We start from the raw sequence: 18,085 nt of genomic DNA, 5'->3' as shown, positions 1-18,085 counted from the left end.
TCAGCGGGTGAGCCACTTGACCTCATACGCCTGCATGGCGAACTTCTTCCCGTCGATCTCGGCGCTGATCTGCCGGTTCAGGGTGTTCACCACCAGGACGGCCCTGTCGGTGGCGAGGACCCGGACGTTGGGCACGTCGTCGGCGGCGACGGAGACGTTCTCGTACGTGCTCCCCGGCGCGAAGGCCTTGCTGAACCGGCTGACGAGATCGAACATGGGCAGCTTCTGCCCGCCGCCGCTGGCGCTCGTCGGCGTCCAGAGACAGCCGGCGCAGTCCGTGCCCTTCTCGTTCTCCGGGTTCCAGTAGAAGGCGGACGTGGTGCCGCCCTTGGCCAGCGCGATCATCCCGGCGGCCTGTACCGCGACCCTGCGGTTCTCGGACCAGCCCTCGCGTTCGTCCTTGCCGTCGGCGGGCTCGACGTAGTACTCGGCCCACCACAGCGGCAGGTTGCCGGTCTGCTGCCGCACCCACCGGCTCACCACGGTGAACTTGTCGGTGGCCGCGAACTCGTTCGGCAGCATCTCGTCGTCGTTGGTGTAGCTGGAGCCGTCCACGACCACGAAGTCGGCGCCCGCCTTGTTCCTGTTCCAGTAGTCGAAGGCGTCGAGGATCCGCTGGTCCATGGCCCCCCAGGCGCCCTTGAAGGTGGCGGAGGCGTCCTCGGAGCGCGGGTCGACGCTGTCCATCACGAGATAAGGACCGCCGACCATGATCTTCGGGTTGACCTTCTTCAGCGCCTTGTAGACCAGGTTGTACAGCTGGGTGTAGCCCTCGTAGTCCCAGCGGGCCTCGGAGTTGTTCCAGAAGCCCTTGAACTCGTTCCAGACGACGAAGTGCCGTACGTCCGGATAGCGCTTGGCGACGGTCGCGGCGAGCGCGGCGTAGTCCTTGAAGTGCTCCGGCTGCGGGGCGGTCTCCAGGGCGGACTGGCTCCAGTCGGTGTTGCCGACGCCTGCCTCGCCGCCCTTCATCCAGTCCGGTGCGCAGCACAGGGTGATCACCGGGGTGGAGCCGGAGGCGCGCATGAAGTCGACGCGCCGGTCCAGGTCCTCGAAGTCGTAACGCCCCTTGACCGGCTCGGGGTTGTCGGCGCCCCAGCCCATGATGTGCTGGTTCTGCGGGAGCCCGCCCACGTCCTTGAGCTCTTGTTCGACCCGCTCGGTCGCTTCGGAGCTGCCCTCGTCGGCGCTGAACTGGGTGTGGGTGAAGCCCCAGCCCACCTCCGGGGTCTCCGCGTCCGGCGTGGTCGTCGGAGTGCCGTGGACCTTGTCGCCGTTGCGGGATGTGCCGTCGGTGCCCGCGCCGCTGCCCGGAAGCGTGTTGAGAAGGGTCACGACCAGCGCCAGAGCCGCCGCACCCACACCGAGCAGAGCGGTGAGCCGCCACCGCCGTGCCCCCGTATACCACCCATGACGTCCCATCGAGGGCAACGGTATCCGCGAACACGCCTGTGCGGGCAGAGGCCGTGGATGCACAGCTCTGTAACAGGAGGTAGAGGACAGACCGGAAACACCGGACAGGCGCGACACAAGCGGCGCACCACGGAAACCGGGTGCGTGTGGGGGGCCTGTGCCGGATCATGGGCGCCATGTCTGCGAACCCACACGACGCTCTGCCGATCCGGCTCAACGTCGACGACAGCGACTCGCCGTCCGACGTCGTCGACGCGCTGTTCCTCGGCCGCTTCGCGACGGGCGAGCAGCCGTACTCCCACGCGGCCAACATCGACCGGGTCCGCACCGGGGCCACGCTGCTGCCGGCGGGCGCCCGGGTGCTGCGCGTCGCCCGCGACGACGACCGCAGCGCGACACTCGCGGAGGGCGACGGCTGGACCCTGCTCGTCTCCCGCTGGAACCGCGGCGCCGACGTCACCGTCACGGCGACCGACCCCGAGCTGGCCAAGAAGGTCCTCGACCAGGCCACCGACGGCGCTGCGGACGAGCCCGAACCCCAGCCGGAGAGCGTGACCATGGGCTTCTGGTACGTCTCCCCCAGGCGCGGTCCGCACCGCACGACCCGGCAGATCTCCGCGGGCACCTGGGACGAGGTCCGGGAGAACTACACGGCACCGGTCGCGGACGCGATGGACGGCCTGATGAAGACGACCCCGGAGGACATCGCGGGCCGTCTGCTCCTGCTCCACGGCCCGCCCGGCACCGGCAAGACCTCCGCCCTGCGCACCCTGGCCCGCTCCTGGCGGGACTGGTGCCAGGTGGACTGCGTCCTGGACCCGGAGCGGCTGTTCAACGACGTCGGCTACCTGATGGACATCGCGATCGGCGAGGAGGACTCGGCCGGCAAGGGCCGCTGGCGGCTCCTGCTCCTGGAGGACTGCGACGAACTGATCCGCGGCGAGGCCAAGCACACGGCGGGCCAGGCCCTTTCCCGGTTGTTGAATCTGACCGACGGGCTGCTCGGCCAGGGCCGCAACGTCCTGGTGGGCGTCACCACCAACGAGGACCTGGAGCGTCTGCACCCCGCCGTGGTCCGCCCCGGCCGCTGTCTGGCCCGCATCGAGGTGGGCCCGCTGACCCGCCGGGAGGCGGTGGGCTGGCTCGGCACCGAGGAGGGCGTGGGCCGCGAGGGGGCGACTCTGGCGGAGCTGTACGCGCTGCGCCGGGGGACCTCTCCCACGGCGCTGCCGGAGCCGCGGGCGGGAGCGGACGCGGGGTTGTATCTGTAAGTGTTTTGATGGAGGTATGGCCCTGTACGTCGGCACGTCGGGGTGGCAGTACAAGGACTGGCGTGACGTCCTGTACCCCGCCGACGTGCCCGTGCGCCTCTGGCTGGAGGAGTACGCGGCGCACTTCCCGACGGTCGAGATCAACAACGCGTTCTACCGGCTGCCGACCCGGGAGAACTTCGAGAGGTGGCGGGACCGGGTCCCGGAGGACTTCGTGGTGGCGGTGAAGGCCAGCCGCTATCTGACCCACATCAAGCGACTCCGCGATCCCCAGGAGCCGGTGGAACGCCTGATGAGCCACGCGGAAGGCCTGGGCGACCGACTGGGCCCGGTACTGCTCCAGCTGCCCCCGACGCTGCGGGCGGACGCGGAACTGCTGGACCGGTGCCTGACCTGTTTCCCGTCGTCGACCCGGGTCGCCGTGGAGCCCCGCCACGACTCCTGGTGGACACCGCAGGTCCGCAAGGTCCTGGAGACCCGGGGCGCGGCTCTGTGCTGGGCCGACGTACGGGCCCGTCCGGTGGCACCGCTGTGGCGCACCGCCGACTGGGGATACGTCCGCTTCCACGAAGGCCGGGCACGGGCCTGGCCGCACTACGGCAGACGGTCCTTGGAGACCTGGGCCGAGCGGATCGAGGCGACCTGGCCCGGGAACGAGGACGTGTACGCGTACTTCAACAACGACCCGAACGGTGCCGCCGTTCGGAACGCGGTCACGTTCGAGAGTCTTTTCCACCGCGACGGTGATCAGCCCCGGCGGCGCGCTCCCGCGGTGCCGGACTCCGCTCAGCCCTCCCCGTAACCGGCCCGCAGCGCATCCCGTACGGCCGCCAGCGCATCGGCCTCCGTCAGCCCCAGCCGCCGCGCCCGCTCGACGTACGCCTGCGCGGCCGAGGCAAGCTCCCTCTCCGCCGCCGAGCCCGCCGCAGCGACCACCGTGCCGTTGCGCCCCCGCGTCTCGATCACCCCGTCGCTCTCCAGCGCCCGATACGCCTTGGCCACGGTGTTCGCGGCGAGCCCGAGCGACTCGGCGAGCCCGCGCACGGTCGGCAGCCGGTACCCCACCGGCAGCACCCCCGCCCGCGCCTGCTCGGAGATCTGCACCCGCACCTGCTCGTACGGCGGTGCGCTGTCGTCGATGTGGATCTTCAAGGTCACGAGCCGATTGTCCCGCACCCACCGGAAAATGAGAGGCACCCGCGCACACCCCGCACGTAACGTGCGCCTTCATGACCGTGATCGTGCGAGACCTCCGCCCGGAAGATCCGGCCGACGTCGAGAACTTCACCCACGCCCGCCATCTGGCCCTTCCGTTCGTGCTCTGGGCTCCGGCCGCTGTCCTGCACCGCGCCCTCCACACCCACCCGGACGCCCACTACCGCTCCCTCGTCGCGGAGGCGGACGGCGAGGTGATCGGAACGGCCCAGCTCGGCCTCGCCCACGACAGCCCGGAGCCCGGCCACGGCTACCTGAACATCTACGTACGCCCGGACCGCACCGGGCGCGGCGCCGGTGCCCTCCTCGTCCGTACCGCGGAGGATCACCTGGCGGCGCACGGCGCGACCAAGCTGTTCTCCTGGGTCCTGGACGAGCCGCGGAGCCGCGCCTTCGCCGAGCGGCACGGTTACCGGCCAAGCCGCTCCGCGCACTTCCTCGGCCTGGACCTGGCGAACGCCACGCTGCCCCCGCTCCAGATCCCTCCCCCGGGTGTCGAACTGCGCACCGCCGCCGACTTCGCGGACGACCCGCGTCCCTTCTTCGAGCTGGACGCGGAGACCACCGTGGACGAACCGAGCGACGTGGACACCGAGTTCACGGACTACGGCCTCTGGATCGAGGAGAACTGGAAGCACCCGCTCCTCGACCACGCCCTGACCACGATCGCCCTCGTCGACGGCCGCCCCGCCGCCTTCAGCGCCGCCCACACCCACGGCAGCCGCTACGCCACCGCCATGACCGGCACCGCCCGCGCCTTCCGCGGCCGGGGCCTCGCCAAGCTCGCCAAGAACGTCTCGCTGCACCGCGCCCGCGCCGCCGGATACACGGAGGCCCTCACGGGCAACGACGCCGGCAACGAACCCATGCTCGCGATCAACAAATGGTTCGGATACGAGATCCGCGCCACGGAGGTACGCCATGTCCGCGAACTCACCTGAGGCTGTTCAGCGTGTGGACGTCGTCCTGCGCAAGGCGGGCCGCACGAAGATCCGTTACGGGGCCGAGCTCCTCACCGACGACGGCACCCGCATCACCGTCCGCGCCCCCTGGGCGGGAGCGGGCGTCCGCGACTTCGGCTTCGTCCGCTTCGAGCCGGGCGACGTCTTCACCGAGCACTACTGGCGGGACCGCTGGTACGCCGTGAAGGAGATCCACGACTCTTCCGGCGCCCTCAAGGGCTGGTACTGCGACATCACCCGCCCGGCGACACTCGACGGCACCGAGCTGACCGTAGAGGACCTGGACCTGGACCTGTGGGTCTCGGCGGACGGCAAGGAGGTACTGCGCCTGGACGAGGACGAGTTCGAGGAGAGCGGCTTGGCGGAGAGCGACCCGGCGGCGGCGTCAGCGGCACTGACAGCACTGAACGACCTGGAGCAACTGGCCCAAGTCAGGGGCGCGGGGAACTGCGCGACAAGCCACAACGCACCCGCAGCCGACACACCACACTGGCTCCCGAGTTCTTAGTCGCCCCTCACCACCACCGCATACCGCTCGTCATCCACGTCCTTCCCCCACAACAGGGAATCCCCCGAGAGCCGCTCCACCAGCACACGCGCCCCGAGCGGCTCCACCAACCCCGTCAACACCTCCGCCGGTATCCCCACCGAACCCCACACCCCCTCCACCAGCACCAACCGCCCACCCGGCCGCAACAACCCCCACCACCGCCGCAGCACCCGCCCGGGATCCGGCAGCGCCCACAGCACATGCCGTACAAGAACGACATCGAACCGCTGCTCCCCCACCGGCGGCACCGCAGCGTCACCGACCAGGAACACCGCGTCACGCCCGGCGAGCTTCGCACGAGCCCGCTCCACCATGGCCGGAGAGAGATCCACCCCGGTCACCCGGTGTCCCTGCTCGGCCGCGAGGAGCGACAGACTCCCGGTCCCGCACCCGAGATCGAGGACGTCGGAGGGCGCCCCCGGCAGCCACCCGCGCAGCCGCCCGGCCCAGGCCCGCCGTACGTCGGGGTCGCGCAACCCGTGATCCGCCTCCTCGTCGAAAGAGGCCGCCTCGGCGTCCCAGTCCACGCCCCCCACACCACTGTTCTCCGTCATGTGCCCAAGAGTGACACCCGCCACTGACAGCCGAATCGTGACAACCGCCACTGACAGACCACTGACCGATGAGGAACTCTCCCCCAAAGGGTCTACCTCCGTGAGAACGCGGAACTCGGTAGACGCTGAAGGAGGCAGCCATGCGCCGTACTACCGTGCAGAAGCCCCTGAAGAGGACGGACGCCCGCCGGATCCGCGAGGAGGCCGACGAGCGTCCCGCGGGACGACCCGAGGTCCGCAAGGACATCGCCCGCACCTGGTGGCCCGACGGCTGACGGCGCCTGCCATGCCCCGTCTCAGACCAGTCGCTTGCGGTAGTGGACGCGGTCATAGGGCCCGTCCACTCGCCGTTCCACGACCTCATAACCGAACTTCGGGTAGATCTTCTGGTTCTCCCACATCAGCGCGTTGGTGTAGAGCCTGACCTCGGACAGGCCCAGCGCACGCGCGTGTGCCTCGACGAACCGCAGCAGCCGTCCGCCCACGCCCTGTCCCTGGGCGTCGGGACGGACGGCGATGTTGTCGAGGTACAGATGATCCTCGCGCGCCTCGACCACCACGAGCCCGACCACGGGATCCCCCGTGACGAACACCTGCCCCGCGGCCACGTTCGCCGCGTGGTCCCGCTCCATGGGCTGCGGCACCTGCCCGATGCGCTCGATGTAGTGCGTGTACGCCGCGTCGGTCACGGCCTTCACGGCCGGTACGTCGGCCGCTTCGGCGGGCCGGATCTCCTCGTTCGTCATGCGCGCACGCTACCTACCTGATCTCTGGCTCAGCACTCCCTTAAGAGGGCCATAAAGATCGCCACCGACTCTCACAAGCTGGGGATTTCACGGTTTCTTTGATCCGGCACCCGTCAGTTCCGGTTCCGAGGAGATCCCCCATGCCCGCACGCCGCAAGGCCGCCGCAGTCGCCGCCGTCGGCCTGGCCCCGCTCGCCCTGACCGCGCTGGCCGCCATGCCCGCGTCCGCGCACGGCTCGATGGGCGACCCGGTCAGCCGGGTCTCGCAGTGCTACGCGGAGGGTCCCGAGAGCCCGAAGTCCAACGCGTGCCGGGCGGCGGTCGCGGCGGGCGGTACCCAGGCCCTCTACGACTGGAACGGCATCCGCATCGGCGACGCGAACGGACGGCACCAGGAGCTGATCCCGGACGGCAGGCTGTGCAGCGCCGACAACGACGAGTTCAAGGGACTCGACCTGGCCCGCGCCGACTGGCCCGCGACGAGCGTGCGCAGCGGGTCGTACACCTTCAAGTACCGCGTGACCGCCCCGCACAAGGGCACCTTCACGGTGTACCTGACCAAGCCGGGCTACGACCACTCGCAGCCGCTGGCCTGGGACGACCTGGATCTGTCGAACCCGGTCGCGACGGCCACCGACCCGGTCGCCTCGGGCGGCTTCTACACGTTCTCCGGCACGCTTCCGCAGCGTTCCGGCAAGCAGCTGCTGTACGCGGTCTGGCAGCGCTCGGACAGCCCGGAGGCGTTCTACTCCTGCTCGGACGTGACGTTCGGGGGCGACTCCGGTGGCGCGGTCTCGACTCCGGCTCCAAGCGCCTCCGCACCCTCCGAGGAGCAGATCGAGGACGGCACCGACAAGTCGACGGTGGAGCACCACGGGCACGGTGACGACGACGCCGGCACGTCGGCCGAACCGATGGCAGGGACGGAGAGCGCCCCCGCCAACGACTTACAGGCGGCGGGCACTTCGCAGAACCTCGCCGAGACGGGCGGCGACAGCAGCACGTCGTATCTCGCTATGGGTGGCGCGGCCACGCTCGCGGCCGGCGCGGCGATCTTGTTCGGCTCGATGCTGCGGCGCGCGGTGAACGGCGGCGGACGGCATGGCCGTTGATGACCTCATGAACTCCGGGGCCTGACCGGCGGCTCAGGCCGGACAGGCCCCGGTATCGGTCAACTGAACGCCGACGCACAGGTGGTGGCGGTGGCATGCGCCGGGTCGAGCGCGTTGGCCACCTCGTGGAAGGCGATCCGGTCGAACAGGCCGATCGCCACGTGCTCGGAGAGGTCGAGCGGGCACAGGTCCTGGAGCAGGACGTTGTGGACGCCGGGCCCGCTGAGGAACTGGCTCCGGTACGGCGTCACGACCTCGTCGTACTGGGTGGCGAGGACGGTGTACTTGACGCCGGGGACGGTGTCGCCGCCCTCGTTGAGCTTGGTGAGGAAGGCGGAGCCCACGACCTGGTCGGCGAGGGCGGGGGTGTTGGTGGTGAGCAGGTCCTGGATGCCCGGGAAGTACGGCAGCAGGTTGGTGAGGCCCGACAGGGTGGTGCCGTGGTTGTCGGGGGCGATACCGACGAGGGCGTTCACCTTGGCGGCTCCGCCCAGGAATTTGAGGTAGTAGCGGGGCATCAGGCCGCCCTGCGAGTGGCCGACGAGGTCGGTCTCGGGGGCGCCGGTGGCCGCGAGCACCTTGTCGACGAAGGTCTTCAGCTGCTCGGCCGACTTGTCGATGGGGCCGAGGCCGTGGAAGAGGGGGACGCCGGGCAGTTGGCCGTAGTCGAGGGAGAAGACGCAGTAGTCGCGGCTCTTCAGGTAGGGGGCGAGGGCCAGCCAGTTGTCGACGGAGTTGGCGAAGGTGCCGTGGACGAGGACGACGGGGCGGGGGTGGGCGGCGGAGGGTTTGCAGGAGTAGTCGTTCCAGCCGCTGGTGGGGGCGGCGTTTGCCTGGGCGACTCCGGCGGCGGGGACGACGGCGACCGCGGCGGTCAGGAGCAGGGCGGCGAGGGGTCTGAGCAGTCGTTTCCAGGGCAGCATCGGGTGATCTCCTTGCGGCTCAAGGGAGTTGCGATGGCCTTACGCCCTGTGATCCGGATCACGAAGGATGCTGTTCAATTCGAAAGTTACGGACGAGTAGTGAACTTGTGAAGTTACGCGTCAGTAAAATCACCAGGCGGGCCTGATGGGACCATAGGGGGCAATGCGCCCCAATTGCTTGCACAACGCGCGTACTTCACCCTCACCGATGACATCGACCCACGCCTCAACGGCCTCCGCCGCGGCCTCTTCCGCCGCATGGGTGCAGGCCCACCCCCGCCCGGTGAGCACGACCAGCCGGGCCCGGGCGGGACATAGCGGGGCGGTACGACCGAGGCCGGTGACCCACGTCCCAGGTCCTGGCCCTGGCCCTGGCCCTGGCAGGCAGCGTCGGCCACATCGACAACAGCGCACGCACTCACCCACCCTGGCCGTCGAGAACCCGACCGACCACACCGCGCTCACCTGGGTCACCGCCTCCGTCGGCCTGGAGGCGGAACCGGCCGACGGCACCCGCATCACTCCCCCGCGGGCGAACTGACCCCTACGCGGCCAGCGTCCCCGGCACCACCGCCAGCGGGCCGAACCGGGCCCGGGCGCGGTCCGCGGCCTCCTCGATGCGGCGGAGTTTCTCGTCGGTGGGGTCGAAGGTGAGCTGGTGGGAGGCCTGCTCGGCGGGGTCGAGGCCCTCGGCGCGCAGGGCGATGGAGCGGACCCTGGCCCGCTGGAGGCCCAGCGCCTCGTACATGCCGTAGGCCGCCCTGGTCAGGGCCGCCGAGTGGGCGGTGGGTTCGCCGAGGGTACGGCTGCGGGTGGTCGCGGTGCGGTCGGCGTAGCGCACGGTGAGGGTCAGGGTGCGGCAGACCTTGTCGAGGGCGCGCAGTCGGGAGCCCAGTTCCTCGGCGGCGGAGAGGAGAGCGCGGCGGTGTCGGTCGGGGTCCAACTCGTCGCGGGTGAAGGGGCGTTCGGTGGCCAGGGACCGGGAGACGCCGTTCGGGACCACCCGGCCGCGGTCCACGCCGTTCGCCTTCTCGTGCAGTTCGCGGCCGAGCTTCGCGCCGACCAGGCGCTGGAGCGTGGACAGGGGTGCGGCGGCGGCCCGGCCCAGGGTGTCGAGGCCGTACTCGCACAGGACGCGGGCGGTCGCGGCGCCGACGCCGGGGAGCGCGGCGACGGGCCGGTCGGCGAGGAAGTCCGCGACCATGGCCTCGGGGACCGCACAGGTCAGCCCCGGCCGTGCGTCTTTCAGCGCCATGCGTGCCAGCATCGGTCCGGGCCCGGCGCCGATCGCGCAGTCGATCCCGTGCAGCGCGAGGGAGCGGACCCGGATCACCGAGGCCAGCTCCACGGCGTCCCGCTTGAAGTACCGTTCGGCGCCCCGCAGATCGGCCAGCGCCCCGTCCGGCGGCAGCGCCTCGACGACCGGCGTGAACTCCTCCAGCAGGCCGAGCAGTTCGGGCAGGGCCGCCTCCTGTGTCGGCGGCAGCTGGAAACGTACGCAGAGGATGGTCATCCCGCACTCCCCGGACTCTGGTGCCACAACTTCCGTACCTGTGAAGCCTCTTGACCCGCCGGTCGTAGATCGGCCCACGGATGCAGTTCGTATCCCGTCGGCATTTGGATTCGCCGGCCGCCGGTCGGATCCCCGGCCGCGTCACCCGTCCGCTCCGGAACCGGCTCCGCCAGCCGTGCCGCCACCGCGTCGAGGCCTTCGCCGTCCCGCAGTTCGACCAGTTCGGCGAGGTTCCAGGCGGCCGCGCCCACCACGCTGAGGCTGCGCGGGCCGCGCCGCTGCACCACTCCGCGCACCAGCAGCAGCCAGGAGTGGAAGACGGTGTGCGCGCAGGCGTCGTGCGAGTCGTCGAAAAAGGCGAGGTCGACCAGGCCGGTGCCGTCGTCGAGGGTGGAGAAGATGACCCGCTTGCCGGACCGGATCGGCGGTGTCTGGGTGGCCGCCTTGGCACCCGCGACCAGCACGGTCTCCCCGTGCCGTGCCTCCCGCAGCCGCCGCGCGCTGACCACGCCCAACTCCCGCAGGAACTCCTGGTGGTCGTCCATCAGATTGCGCGAGACGTCCATCGACAGCACTCCCAGTTCGGCACTGAGCCGCTCCACGGAGGAGAGGTCCGGCAGCCCGGCGGGAGCGGTCTTCTTCCCACCGGCCAGGGGGAGTTGGCCGCCGCCCGCACCTCGCCCGCCCCGCTGCAGCTCGGTCAGGTGCAGTTGCAGATCCCGCCGATTGGCACCGAAGGAGTCCAACGCCCCCACTTGGGCAAGCCGTTGAGCCACGGGCCGACTCGGCCGTGCCCGCTCCCAGAAGTCCAGCAGTGAGGCGTACGGCTGCCCGTCCGCGATCCGTGCCGCCTCGGCCTCGCTGATGCCGTGCACATCGGAGAGGGCGAGGCGCAATCCCCAAGTAGATTCAGACACCAGTTCGATCCTGTGTGCGACCCCGGACCCGTTCACGTCCAACGGCAGGATCGGCACCCCGCGCCGCCGCGCGTCCGCCAGCAGCAGCCGCTTCGGGTACATCCCGGGATCGTGCGTGAGCAGCCCGGCGTAGAAGGCGGCCGGGTGGTGCGCCTTCAGCCACGCCGACTGGTACGTCGGTACGGCGAAGGCGACCGCGTGCGCCTTGCAGAAGCCGTACGACCCGAAGGCCTCGATGATCTCCCAGGTCCGCTGAATCGTTTCCGCGTCATAGCCGTTCGCCGCCGCGTGCTGCGCGAACCAGAACCGGATCCGCCCCTGTGACTCCGGGTCGGACAGCCCGCGCCGCACCCGGTCCGCCTCGCCGCGCCCGCACCCGGTCATGATGTCGACGATGTCGATGATCTGCTCGTGGAAGACGACGACCCCGTACGTCCCCTTCAGCGGCTCCGCCAGGTCCGGGTGCGGATAGCGCACCGGCGCCCGCCCGTGCCTGGCTTCGATGAACGGCCGCACCATGTCGGCGGCGACCGGTCCCGGCCGGAAGAGCGAGATGTCGACGACGAGGTCGTGGAAGGTCGCCGGCTGCAACCGTCCGACCAGGTCCCGCTGCCCCGGCGACTCGATCTGGAAGCAGCCCAACGTCTCGGTGGAACGGATGAGTTGGTACGTCGCCGGGTCGCCCGGCGGTACGGCGTCCAGGTCGACCCGCTCCCCCGTCGCCCGCTCCACCTCCGCGACCGCGTGCGCCATCGCCGACTGCATCCGCACGCCCAGCACATCCAGCTTGAGCAGCCCGAGGTCCTCGACGTCCTCCTTGTCGAACTGCGACATGGGCAGCCCCTCGCCACTGGTCGGCACGACCGGCGTACGGCGGAGCAGGGACGCGTCGGAGAGCAGCACCCCGCACGGGTGCATGGCGATCCCCCGGGGAAGCGCGTCGAGGGCCTCGACCAGCTCCCACAACCGGCCGTACCGCCCCTCCTCTTCCGCGAGCGCCTTGAGTTCGGGCAGTTCCGCCAGCGCCGCGCGGGCGTCCCGCGCCCGGATGTGCGGGAAGGACTTGGCGATGCGGTCGATGTCGGCGGGGTCCATCGACAGGGCCGCGCCGACGTCCCGGATCGCGTGCCGCACCCGGTACGTCTCCGGCATCGCGACCGTCGCGACCCGCTCGGTGCCGAACCGGCCGATGATCGCCCGGTAGACCTCCAGGCGGCGCGCGGACTCCACGTCGATGTCGATGTCCGGCAGCACGAGCCTGCGCTTGGACAGGAACCGCTCCATCAGCAGCCCGTGTTCGACCGGATCGGCGTGGGCGATGCCGAGGAGGTGGTTGACGAGCGACCCGGCCCCGGAGCCACGGGCGGCCACCCGGATCCCCATGTCCCGTACGTCGTCCACGACCTGAGCGACCGTCAGGAAGTAGGAGGCGAAGCCGTGGTGGGCGATGATGTCCAGTTCCTGGTGCATCCGGTCCCAGTACGTCCGCCTGCCCGCGTACCCCTTCAGCACCATCCCCGCCGCCGCCCGCGAGGCCAGCGTGCGCTGGGCGGTGCGGCGGTCCGCGCCGACGAGGTGCGGCTCGGGGAAGTGGACGGTGCCGATACCGAGGTCGTCCTCGGGGTCGACCAGGCACTCGGCGGCCGTCGCCCGTGTCTGCTCCAGCAGCCGGTGGGCGGTGTCGCGCCGGAAGCCCGCGGCCTCGACGATCCGCTCGGCGGCCCCCAGCATGGCGTCCGCGTCCTTGAGCCAGGCCTCGTCGGAGTCCAGCTCCTTGAGGGCGCCGACGGGGACGAGCCGCCGGGCGGAGTCCAGCACGTCGGCGACCGGCCCGAGCCCGGGGTCGGCGTACCGGACGGCGTTGCTGAGCACGGGCCGCACCCGCTGCTCGGCGGCGAAGCCGACGGTACGGGCGGCCAGCCGCAGGGAGCCCGGGCCGGTGCCCTCGCGCCCGTGCCAGACGGCTTCGAGGCGCAGGGCGTCACCGTAGGTCTCCCGCCAGGGAACGAGCAGCCGGGCGGCCCGGTCGGGACGCCCCGCGGCGAGGGCGCGGCCGACGTCGGAGGCGGGCCCGAGCAGCACGGTCAGCCCGTCCCCCCGGTTCTCGGCCCGGGGCAGCAGCGGCGAGCCTTCCCCCGCGTGTGCCGCCGTGACGAGCCGGCACAGGTCGGCCCAGCCCCGGGCGCCGTCCCGGGCGAGGAAGGTGACCCGGGGTGTCGACTCATCGATGAAGGCACCGCCCCGTACGGGAGCGCGGCGCCGCTCCTGCCGTACGGGCTCGGCCTCCTCCACCGCGAGGCCCACTCCGAACAACGGCCGCACCCCCGCCTTCGCACAGGCCTTGGCGAAGCGGACCGTACCGGCGAGGGTGTCCCGGTCGGTCAGGGCGAGGGCGTCCACGCCCCGCTCGGAGGCGCGCTCGGCCAGGCGCTCCGGGTGCGAGGCGCCGTAGCGCAGGGAGAACCCGGAGACGGTGTGCAGATGGGTGAAGCCAGGCATCCGCACCTCCCGCTCTCGAACATCAGTTCCCTACTGCCTCAGCACCACCATACCCCTATCTTCGAACTCTTGTACGAGAAGCCTTCGGCCACCCTTCACCTGCAAAAACACCCCATAATCGGAAAGCCCCGCCCCCCACACAGGGGACGGGGCTCACCGCACAGACCCGTCAGCCGATCGACGTCCCCGTCGCCGACAGCGCCTCCGTCACCGGCTGGAAGAACGTCTCCCCGCCGGAGGTGCAGTCACCGCTGCCACCCGACGTCAGCCCGATCGCGTTGCTGCCGGAGAACAGCGAGCCGCCGCTGTCGCCGGGCTCCGCGCAGACGTCGGTCTGGATCAGCCCGTTGACGATGTCGCCGTTGCCGTAGTTCACCGTGGCGTCCAGTCCGGTGACCTTCCCGGAGTGCACCTGGGTCGTGGACCCGCTGCGCGTCACCGACTGGCCGACGGTCGCCGACGCCGCGCCGGTGATCGCCTGCGCGGATCCGTTGTAGAGGTTCACCTCGCTCGGGTGGTCGACCTCAGCCGTGTACTTCACCAGCCCGTAGTCGTTGTCCGGGAAGCTCGACACCTCGTTGGTGCCGATCTGGTTCCCGTCGGCGTCCGACCACGTCGAGATGGCCTCGGTGCAGTGCCCCGCGGTGAGGAAGTACGGCTCCCCGCCCTTGACCACGTTGAAGCCCAGCGAGCACCGCCCGCCGGAACCGCTGATCGCGTCACCGCCCGCGATGAAGGGCTTGAACTCCCCCTTGGTGCGCTGGAGTTCGGCCACCGAGCCCAGCCCGTCGACCACCTTGGTGAGCTTGGCCCACTCGGCGGAGGACACCGTACGGTCGGCGGTGACGACGACCTTGTTGGTGGTGGGGTCGGTCACCCAGGACGTCCCCGGGATGGTCGCGTCACTGGACAGCGTCGTACGCGCGCTCTTCAGCTCGGCGAGGGAGTTCGAGACGATTCTCGCCGTGGCCCCGGCCGCCGACACGGTGTGCGCCGCGTCCTCGTCGAGCACGTTCACCACGAGACTCCTGGTCTTCGCGTCGTAGAACATCCCGGCCGCGTCCGTGCCGAGATCCGCCCCGAGTGTCGAGGCGAGCTTTCCGGCCGCGAGGGCCGAGAGGGTCTTGACTTCGGGCGTGGCCGGCGTCTCGCTGGCGTTCGCAGTCTGCAAGGTGACTCCCGTTGCGACCAGTGCGGTAACGCCCGCGCCTGCCACGACGATCCGTCGCCTGGATATCCGTCGGTGCTTCAACTCGCGTCCTCCTGTGGGGGGTCGGCCGGGAGATTGTGGGGACCTCACGGGCCGGAAGGCTGGTTGACCGGCGCCCACTCTTCCGAACCCCGCAGGGGGCGCACAAGGTTGACTTCCGGACGCGCGTAGAACGCGGTTGCACGCCCCCTTCAACTTGACCGTGGACAGTCACGCCAGGCGAATTCGCAGTGCAAACACTACGAGCGGGTAACTCATCAGCAATGCGTGAGGTCTAGTCCTGTCTTGAATCCGACTCTTGCGAAGCGGGATCCAGACGGGGCACGGGAGGCGGGAGTTGCTCCTGCACCGGTTGCTCGACCGCCGGCGGCGCGGCAGCCGGCGATGCGACAGCCGGAGACGAGGCCGGTGACGAGACCGGGGCCGGGACCGGGGCCGGGACCGGTGACGAGACAGCCGGCGGCGCGGCCGCCACCCCTTGCTGCGCCTTCTCCAGGAACCGCAGCAACTCCACCGGGAACGGCAGCACCAGCGTCGAGTTCTTCTCCGCCGCCACCGCCACCACCGTCTGCAGCAGCCGCAGTTGCAGCGCGGCGGGCTGCTCGGACATCTCCTTGGCCGCCTCGGCCAGCTTCTTCGACGCCTGGAGCTCCGCGTCCGCGTTGATGACCCGCGCCCGCCGCTCCCGGTCCGCCTCGGCCTGCCGGGCCATGGACCGCTTCATGGTCTCGGGCAGGGACACGTCCTTGATCTCGACGCGGTCGATCGTGACGCCCCACTCCACGGCCGGGCTGTCGATCATCAACTCCAGCCCCTGGTTGAGCTTTTCGCGGTTGGAGAGCAGATCATCCAGCTCGCTCTTGCCGATGATGGACCTGAGCGAGGTCTGCGCCATCTGCGCGACGGCGAACCGGTAGTCCTCGACCCGCACGACCGCCTCGGCCGGCGAGGTCACCTTGAAGTAGACGACGGCGTCGACGCGCACCGTGACGTTGTCCCGGGTGATGCCCTCCTGCCCGGGCACCGGCATCGTCACGATCTGCATGTTGACCTTCCGGAGCTTGTCGACGCCCGGAACGATCATCGTGAACCCCGGCCCGCGCACTTCCGACCGGAGTTTGCCGAGGCGGAAGACCACGCCCCGTTCGTACTGCTTGACGACCCGCGCCGCCGCCATCACGTACACCGCTCCAGCGGACACGAGCGTCACGCCCGCCGCCACCAGCTCCTCGACCATTGCGGCCCCCAGGGTCCGAACCAGGTGCTCAAGGTGTGTACTTCGACGGTAACTCCGCGATGTTCGCGTTGGGGAGACGGAGGACACAGGTGGCCCACGGCATACGAACACAGGACGGCCGCCGGCTGACGGCCGAGGAGTACGGCGACCCGGGCGGCACCCCGGTGGTACTGCTGCACGACACCCCCGGGTGCCGCCTCCCGGTCGTCCCCCCGGACGTCGTCGCCGCGCACCCCCAGATCCGGTTCATCTCCTACGACCGTCCCGGCTACGGCGACTCGGACCGGCTGCCGGGACGCCGGGTGGCCGACGCCGCCCGGGACGTGGCGGAGCTGGCCGGCGCCCTCGGCCTCGACCGCTTCTCGGTGCTCGGCCACTTTGGCGGTGGCCCGCACGCCCTGGCCTGTGCCGCGCTGCTGCCCTCCCGGGTACGGCGGGCGGCGGTACTGGCGTCACCCGCCCCGCCGGACGCGAGGGACCTGAGCTGGTTCGACGGCATGGCCCACTCCGGCGTCGAGGAGTTCACCCTGGCGCTCACCGACCCGCTGGCCTTCGCCGAACGGCTCGCCGCCCGGGCCGCAGACATCCGCCGGGACCCCGCGCAGCTGCTCGTCTCCCTGCGCGACGGGCTCAGCGACTCCGACCGGCGGACCGTCTCCGACCCGGCGGTGGCCGAGCTGCTGCTGCGCACCTACCGTGAGGCGGTGCGCAGATCGTCGTACGGCTGGCTCGACGACCATCTCGCCCTGCTGAGCAACTGGGGCTTCGACCCGGCGGCCGTCACCCGGCCCGTCCTGCTGTGGCACGGCGCCCAGGACACCCTCTCGCCGGTCGGCCACTTCAAGTGGCTCGCGGACCGCGTCCCCCGGGTCCGTCCCGTCCTCCAGCAGGGCGCCGGTCACTTCGGGGCCCTTGAGGCCCTGCCGGCCGTACTGGACTGGCTGTGCGCCGGCCCCGGACCGGCCGCGCCAGGACCGCGGTGAGCCCCCGTACGACAGGCGCGTACGAGGGCTCACCAGGTGCTGGCTGCGATGAAACCGGTCCTAGAAGACGCTCACGCCGTACGCGCTCAGCGCCTCGGTGACCGGCTGGAAGAAGGTCGTACCGCCGGAGGTGCAGTTGCCGCTGCCGCCGGAGGTCAGGCCGTAGGCGACACCGTTGGTGCCGTACAGCGAGCCGCCGGAGTCACCGGGCTCGGCGCAGACCGTGGTCTGGATCATGCCGTAGACGACGTCACCGCCGCCGTAGTTGACGGTCGCGTTCAGGGCGGTGACGCGGCCGCTGTGGATACCGGTGGTCGAGCCGTCACGGGTGACCGTGGTGCCCACGCTCGGGGTGGCCGCACTGGTGATGTCCGTGTTGCCCGCGGTGCCCGCCTTGCTGACCGACGTGTTGGTGTAACGGACGATGCCGTAGTCGTTCGTCGGGAAGCTGGAGCCCGCGGTGGTGCCGAGGGTCGTGGTGTGGCCCGAGTTGGACCACCACGTGCCCGCGCCGTCGGTGCAGTGACCGGCGGTCAGGAAGTAGTAGTTGCCCGCGCTGTCACGGACGTTGAAGCCGAGCGAGCAGCGCCAGCTACTCGCATAGATGGCGTCGCCGCCACCGATGTACTTCTGGAACTTGCCCGCGGTCCGCTTGATCGTGAGCGCGTCGGCGTTGCTGCCGGCCTGCTCCTTGATCTTGGCGATCTCGGCCTGCGAGACCGTGCTGTCGGCGGTGACGACCACACGGTTGGTCTTGCTGTCGACGGCCCAGGCGGTGCCCGGGATGTCGGCCTTGAGCACCGAGCTGCTCGCGCTCTTGAGCTCGGCGGTGCTGAACGGTGTCGCGGCGGTCGCGTTGGCGCTGGGGACCGCGATCGCTGCCGCGGCGACGAGTCCGGTGGTACCGGCGATCAGCCGGGTCCGTCTCGCGATGCCACTGCGGGGGGTGGTGCGCTTGATCCTCACGTTTCGTTCCCTCC

The 18,085-nt window shown here is 70.7% G+C and carries 17 protein-coding genes and 2 pseudogenes; 8 read left to right on the top strand and 11 right to left on the bottom strand.

Annotated elements, in window-relative coordinates:
- On the bottom strand, window positions 1-1,422 hold the full coding sequence (locus tag AB0D34_RS10070) for a xylan 1,4-beta-xylosidase (RefSeq protein WP_362659284.1): 1,422 nt from the start codon (window positions 1,420-1,422) through the stop codon (window positions 1-3).
- A 167-nt stretch (window positions 1,423-1,589) separates the two neighbouring features.
- Between AB0D34_RS10070 and AB0D34_RS10065 the strand changes: the two genes are divergently transcribed.
- Both AB0D34_RS10065 and AB0D34_RS10060 read left to right on the top strand, forming a co-directional pair.
- Window positions 1,590-2,684, top strand: a complete 1,095-nt coding sequence (locus AB0D34_RS10065; protein ID WP_362659281.1) for a DUF5925 domain-containing protein — start codon at window positions 1,590-1,592, stop codon at window positions 2,682-2,684.
- Between the two features lie 16 nt (window positions 2,685-2,700).
- Window positions 2,701-3,486 carry a DUF72 domain-containing protein gene (locus AB0D34_RS10060; RefSeq protein WP_362659278.1) on the top strand — a complete coding sequence of 262 codons (786 nt, stop codon included), beginning with the start codon at window positions 2,701-2,703 and terminating at the stop codon, window positions 3,484-3,486.
- Here the strand turns inward: AB0D34_RS10060 and AB0D34_RS10055 are convergent.
- Complete coding sequence (locus AB0D34_RS10055) at window positions 3,471-3,842, bottom strand: GntR family transcriptional regulator (protein ID WP_362659275.1); 372 nt, start codon at window positions 3,840-3,842, stop codon at window positions 3,471-3,473. The genes AB0D34_RS10060 and AB0D34_RS10055 overlap by 16 nt on opposite strands.
- A 71-nt stretch (window positions 3,843-3,913) precedes the next feature.
- Here AB0D34_RS10055 and AB0D34_RS10050 point away from each other — a divergent pair, with 71 nt between their 5' ends.
- Window positions 3,914-4,840, top strand: a complete 927-nt coding sequence (locus tag AB0D34_RS10050) for a GNAT family N-acetyltransferase (RefSeq protein WP_362659272.1) — start codon at window positions 3,914-3,916, stop codon at window positions 4,838-4,840.
- Entirely contained in the window at window positions 4,821-5,369 is a 549-nt protein-coding gene (locus AB0D34_RS10045) for a DUF402 domain-containing protein (protein ID WP_362659269.1), read from the top strand. The genes AB0D34_RS10050 and AB0D34_RS10045 overlap by 20 nt, the downstream gene beginning before the upstream one ends.
- On the opposite strand, the gene AB0D34_RS10040 is transcribed toward AB0D34_RS10045, so the two are convergent.
- Complete coding sequence (locus AB0D34_RS10040; protein WP_362659266.1) at window positions 5,366-5,965, bottom strand: class I SAM-dependent methyltransferase; 600 nt, start codon at window positions 5,963-5,965, stop codon at window positions 5,366-5,368. The two genes, AB0D34_RS10045 and AB0D34_RS10040, sit on opposite strands and share 4 nt — an antisense overlap.
- 140 nt (window positions 5,966-6,105) lie before the next feature.
- Here AB0D34_RS10040 and AB0D34_RS10035 point away from each other — a divergent pair, with 140 nt between their 5' ends.
- The gene (locus tag AB0D34_RS10035; protein WP_123759758.1) at window positions 6,106-6,240 is read left to right on the top strand and encodes a hypothetical protein; all 135 of its coding nucleotides are present in this window, start codon (window positions 6,106-6,108) and stop codon (window positions 6,238-6,240) included.
- Window positions 6,241-6,261: 21 nt separating this feature from the next.
- Here AB0D34_RS10035 and AB0D34_RS10030 read toward each other — a convergent pair whose 3' ends face one another.
- Window positions 6,262-6,711 (bottom strand): GNAT family N-acetyltransferase, encoded by a 450-nt coding sequence (locus AB0D34_RS10030; protein ID WP_362659263.1) that lies wholly within the window; start codon window positions 6,709-6,711, stop codon window positions 6,262-6,264.
- Window positions 6,712-6,851: 140 nt separating this feature from the next.
- Between AB0D34_RS10030 and AB0D34_RS10025 the strand changes: the two genes are divergently transcribed.
- Window positions 6,852-7,823, top strand: coding sequence for a lytic polysaccharide monooxygenase (locus AB0D34_RS10025; RefSeq protein ID WP_362659260.1), 972 nt, complete (start codon window positions 6,852-6,854; stop codon window positions 7,821-7,823).
- Window positions 7,824-7,882: 59 nt separating this feature from the next.
- Here AB0D34_RS10025 and AB0D34_RS10020 read toward each other — a convergent pair whose 3' ends face one another.
- The gene (locus AB0D34_RS10020) at window positions 7,883-8,746 is read right to left on the bottom strand and encodes an alpha/beta fold hydrolase (RefSeq protein ID WP_362659257.1); all 864 of its coding nucleotides are present in this window, start codon (window positions 8,744-8,746) and stop codon (window positions 7,883-7,885) included.
- A 129-nt stretch (window positions 8,747-8,875) separates the two neighbouring features.
- A pseudogene (locus AB0D34_RS10015) lies at window positions 8,876-9,055 on the bottom strand (MarR family transcriptional regulator); the annotation flags it as partial.
- Between the two features lie 115 nt (window positions 9,056-9,170).
- Here AB0D34_RS10015 and AB0D34_RS10010 point away from each other — a divergent pair.
- Window positions 9,171-9,287 (top strand): annotated as a pseudogene (locus AB0D34_RS10010) (cupin domain-containing protein); the annotation flags it as partial.
- A gap of 3 nt (window positions 9,288-9,290) precedes the next feature.
- Here AB0D34_RS10010 and AB0D34_RS10005 read toward each other — a convergent pair.
- The 4 genes from AB0D34_RS10005 to AB0D34_RS09990 form a co-directional block, all read right to left on the bottom strand.
- Window positions 9,291-10,259, bottom strand: coding sequence for a hypothetical protein (locus AB0D34_RS10005; RefSeq protein WP_362659254.1), 969 nt, complete (start codon window positions 10,257-10,259; stop codon window positions 9,291-9,293).
- Window positions 10,256-13,675 carry a DNA polymerase III subunit alpha gene (gene dnaE / locus AB0D34_RS10000; RefSeq protein WP_362659251.1) on the bottom strand — a complete coding sequence of 1,140 codons (3,420 nt, stop codon included), beginning with the start codon at window positions 13,673-13,675 and terminating at the stop codon, window positions 10,256-10,258. Before dnaE ends, AB0D34_RS10005 begins: the two co-directional genes overlap by 4 nt.
- 169 nt (window positions 13,676-13,844) lie before the next feature.
- Window positions 13,845-14,927: a S1 family peptidase gene (locus tag AB0D34_RS09995; protein ID WP_362659248.1), complete on the bottom strand. Its 1,083-nt coding sequence runs from the start codon at window positions 14,925-14,927 to the stop codon at window positions 13,845-13,847.
- Window positions 14,928-15,159: 232 nt separating this feature from the next.
- Complete coding sequence (locus tag AB0D34_RS09990; protein ID WP_362659245.1) at window positions 15,160-16,122, bottom strand: slipin family protein; 963 nt, start codon at window positions 16,120-16,122, stop codon at window positions 15,160-15,162.
- Between the two features lie 89 nt (window positions 16,123-16,211).
- On the opposite strand from AB0D34_RS09990, the gene AB0D34_RS09985 reads away from it, so the two are divergent.
- The gene (locus tag AB0D34_RS09985) at window positions 16,212-17,105 is read left to right on the top strand and encodes an alpha/beta hydrolase (protein WP_362659242.1); all 894 of its coding nucleotides are present in this window, start codon (window positions 16,212-16,214) and stop codon (window positions 17,103-17,105) included.
- Between the two features lie 60 nt (window positions 17,106-17,165).
- On the opposite strand, the gene AB0D34_RS09980 is transcribed toward AB0D34_RS09985, so the two are convergent.
- The gene (locus tag AB0D34_RS09980; protein ID WP_362659239.1) at window positions 17,166-18,071 is read right to left on the bottom strand and encodes a S1 family peptidase; all 906 of its coding nucleotides are present in this window, start codon (window positions 18,069-18,071) and stop codon (window positions 17,166-17,168) included.
- Between the last annotated feature and the right edge of the window lie 14 nt (window positions 18,072-18,085).

The organism is Streptomyces sp. NPDC048420 (genome assembly GCF_040651535.1).
In the GTDB taxonomy this organism is placed as follows: domain Bacteria; phylum Actinomycetota; class Actinomycetes; order Streptomycetales; family Streptomycetaceae; genus Streptomyces.
The sequence above is the reverse complement of the archived record's forward strand: the minus strand, read 5'-3'. Positions and strand labels throughout refer to the sequence as shown.

Bases quoted from the DNA above. Each gene is read 5' to 3' on its own strand.
- AB0D34_RS10050 (WP_362659272.1), top strand. From the start codon at position 3,914: ATGACCGTGATCGTGCGAGACCTCCGCCCGGAAGATCCGGCCGACGTC.
- AB0D34_RS10005 (WP_362659254.1), bottom strand. From the start codon at position 10,259: ATGACCATCCTCTGCGTACGTTTCCAGCTGCCGCCGACACAGGAGGCG.
- AB0D34_RS10020 (WP_362659257.1), bottom strand. From the start codon at position 8,746: ATGCTGCCCTGGAAACGACTGCTCAGACCCCTCGCCGCCCTGCTCCTG.
- AB0D34_RS10025 (WP_362659260.1), top strand. From the start codon at position 6,852: ATGCCCGCACGCCGCAAGGCCGCCGCAGTCGCCGCCGTCGGCCTGGCC.
- AB0D34_RS10040 (WP_362659266.1), bottom strand. From the start codon at position 5,965: ATGACGGAGAACAGTGGTGTGGGGGGCGTGGACTGGGACGCCGAGGCG.
- AB0D34_RS10030 (WP_362659263.1), bottom strand. From the start codon at position 6,711: ATGACGAACGAGGAGATCCGGCCCGCCGAAGCGGCCGACGTACCGGCC.
- AB0D34_RS10045 (WP_362659269.1), top strand. From the start codon at position 4,821: ATGTCCGCGAACTCACCTGAGGCTGTTCAGCGTGTGGACGTCGTCCTG.
- AB0D34_RS10065 (WP_362659281.1), top strand. From the start codon at position 1,590: ATGTCTGCGAACCCACACGACGCTCTGCCGATCCGGCTCAACGTCGAC.
- AB0D34_RS10070 (WP_362659284.1), bottom strand. From the start codon at position 1,422: ATGGGACGTCATGGGTGGTATACGGGGGCACGGCGGTGGCGGCTCACC.
- dnaE (WP_362659251.1), bottom strand. From the start codon at position 13,675: ATGCCTGGCTTCACCCATCTGCACACCGTCTCCGGGTTCTCCCTGCGC.
- AB0D34_RS09990 (WP_362659245.1), bottom strand. From the start codon at position 16,122: ATGGTCGAGGAGCTGGTGGCGGCGGGCGTGACGCTCGTGTCCGCTGGA.
- AB0D34_RS10060 (WP_362659278.1), top strand. From the start codon at position 2,701: ATGGCCCTGTACGTCGGCACGTCGGGGTGGCAGTACAAGGACTGGCGT.
- AB0D34_RS10035 (WP_123759758.1), top strand. From the start codon at position 6,106: ATGCGCCGTACTACCGTGCAGAAGCCCCTGAAGAGGACGGACGCCCGC.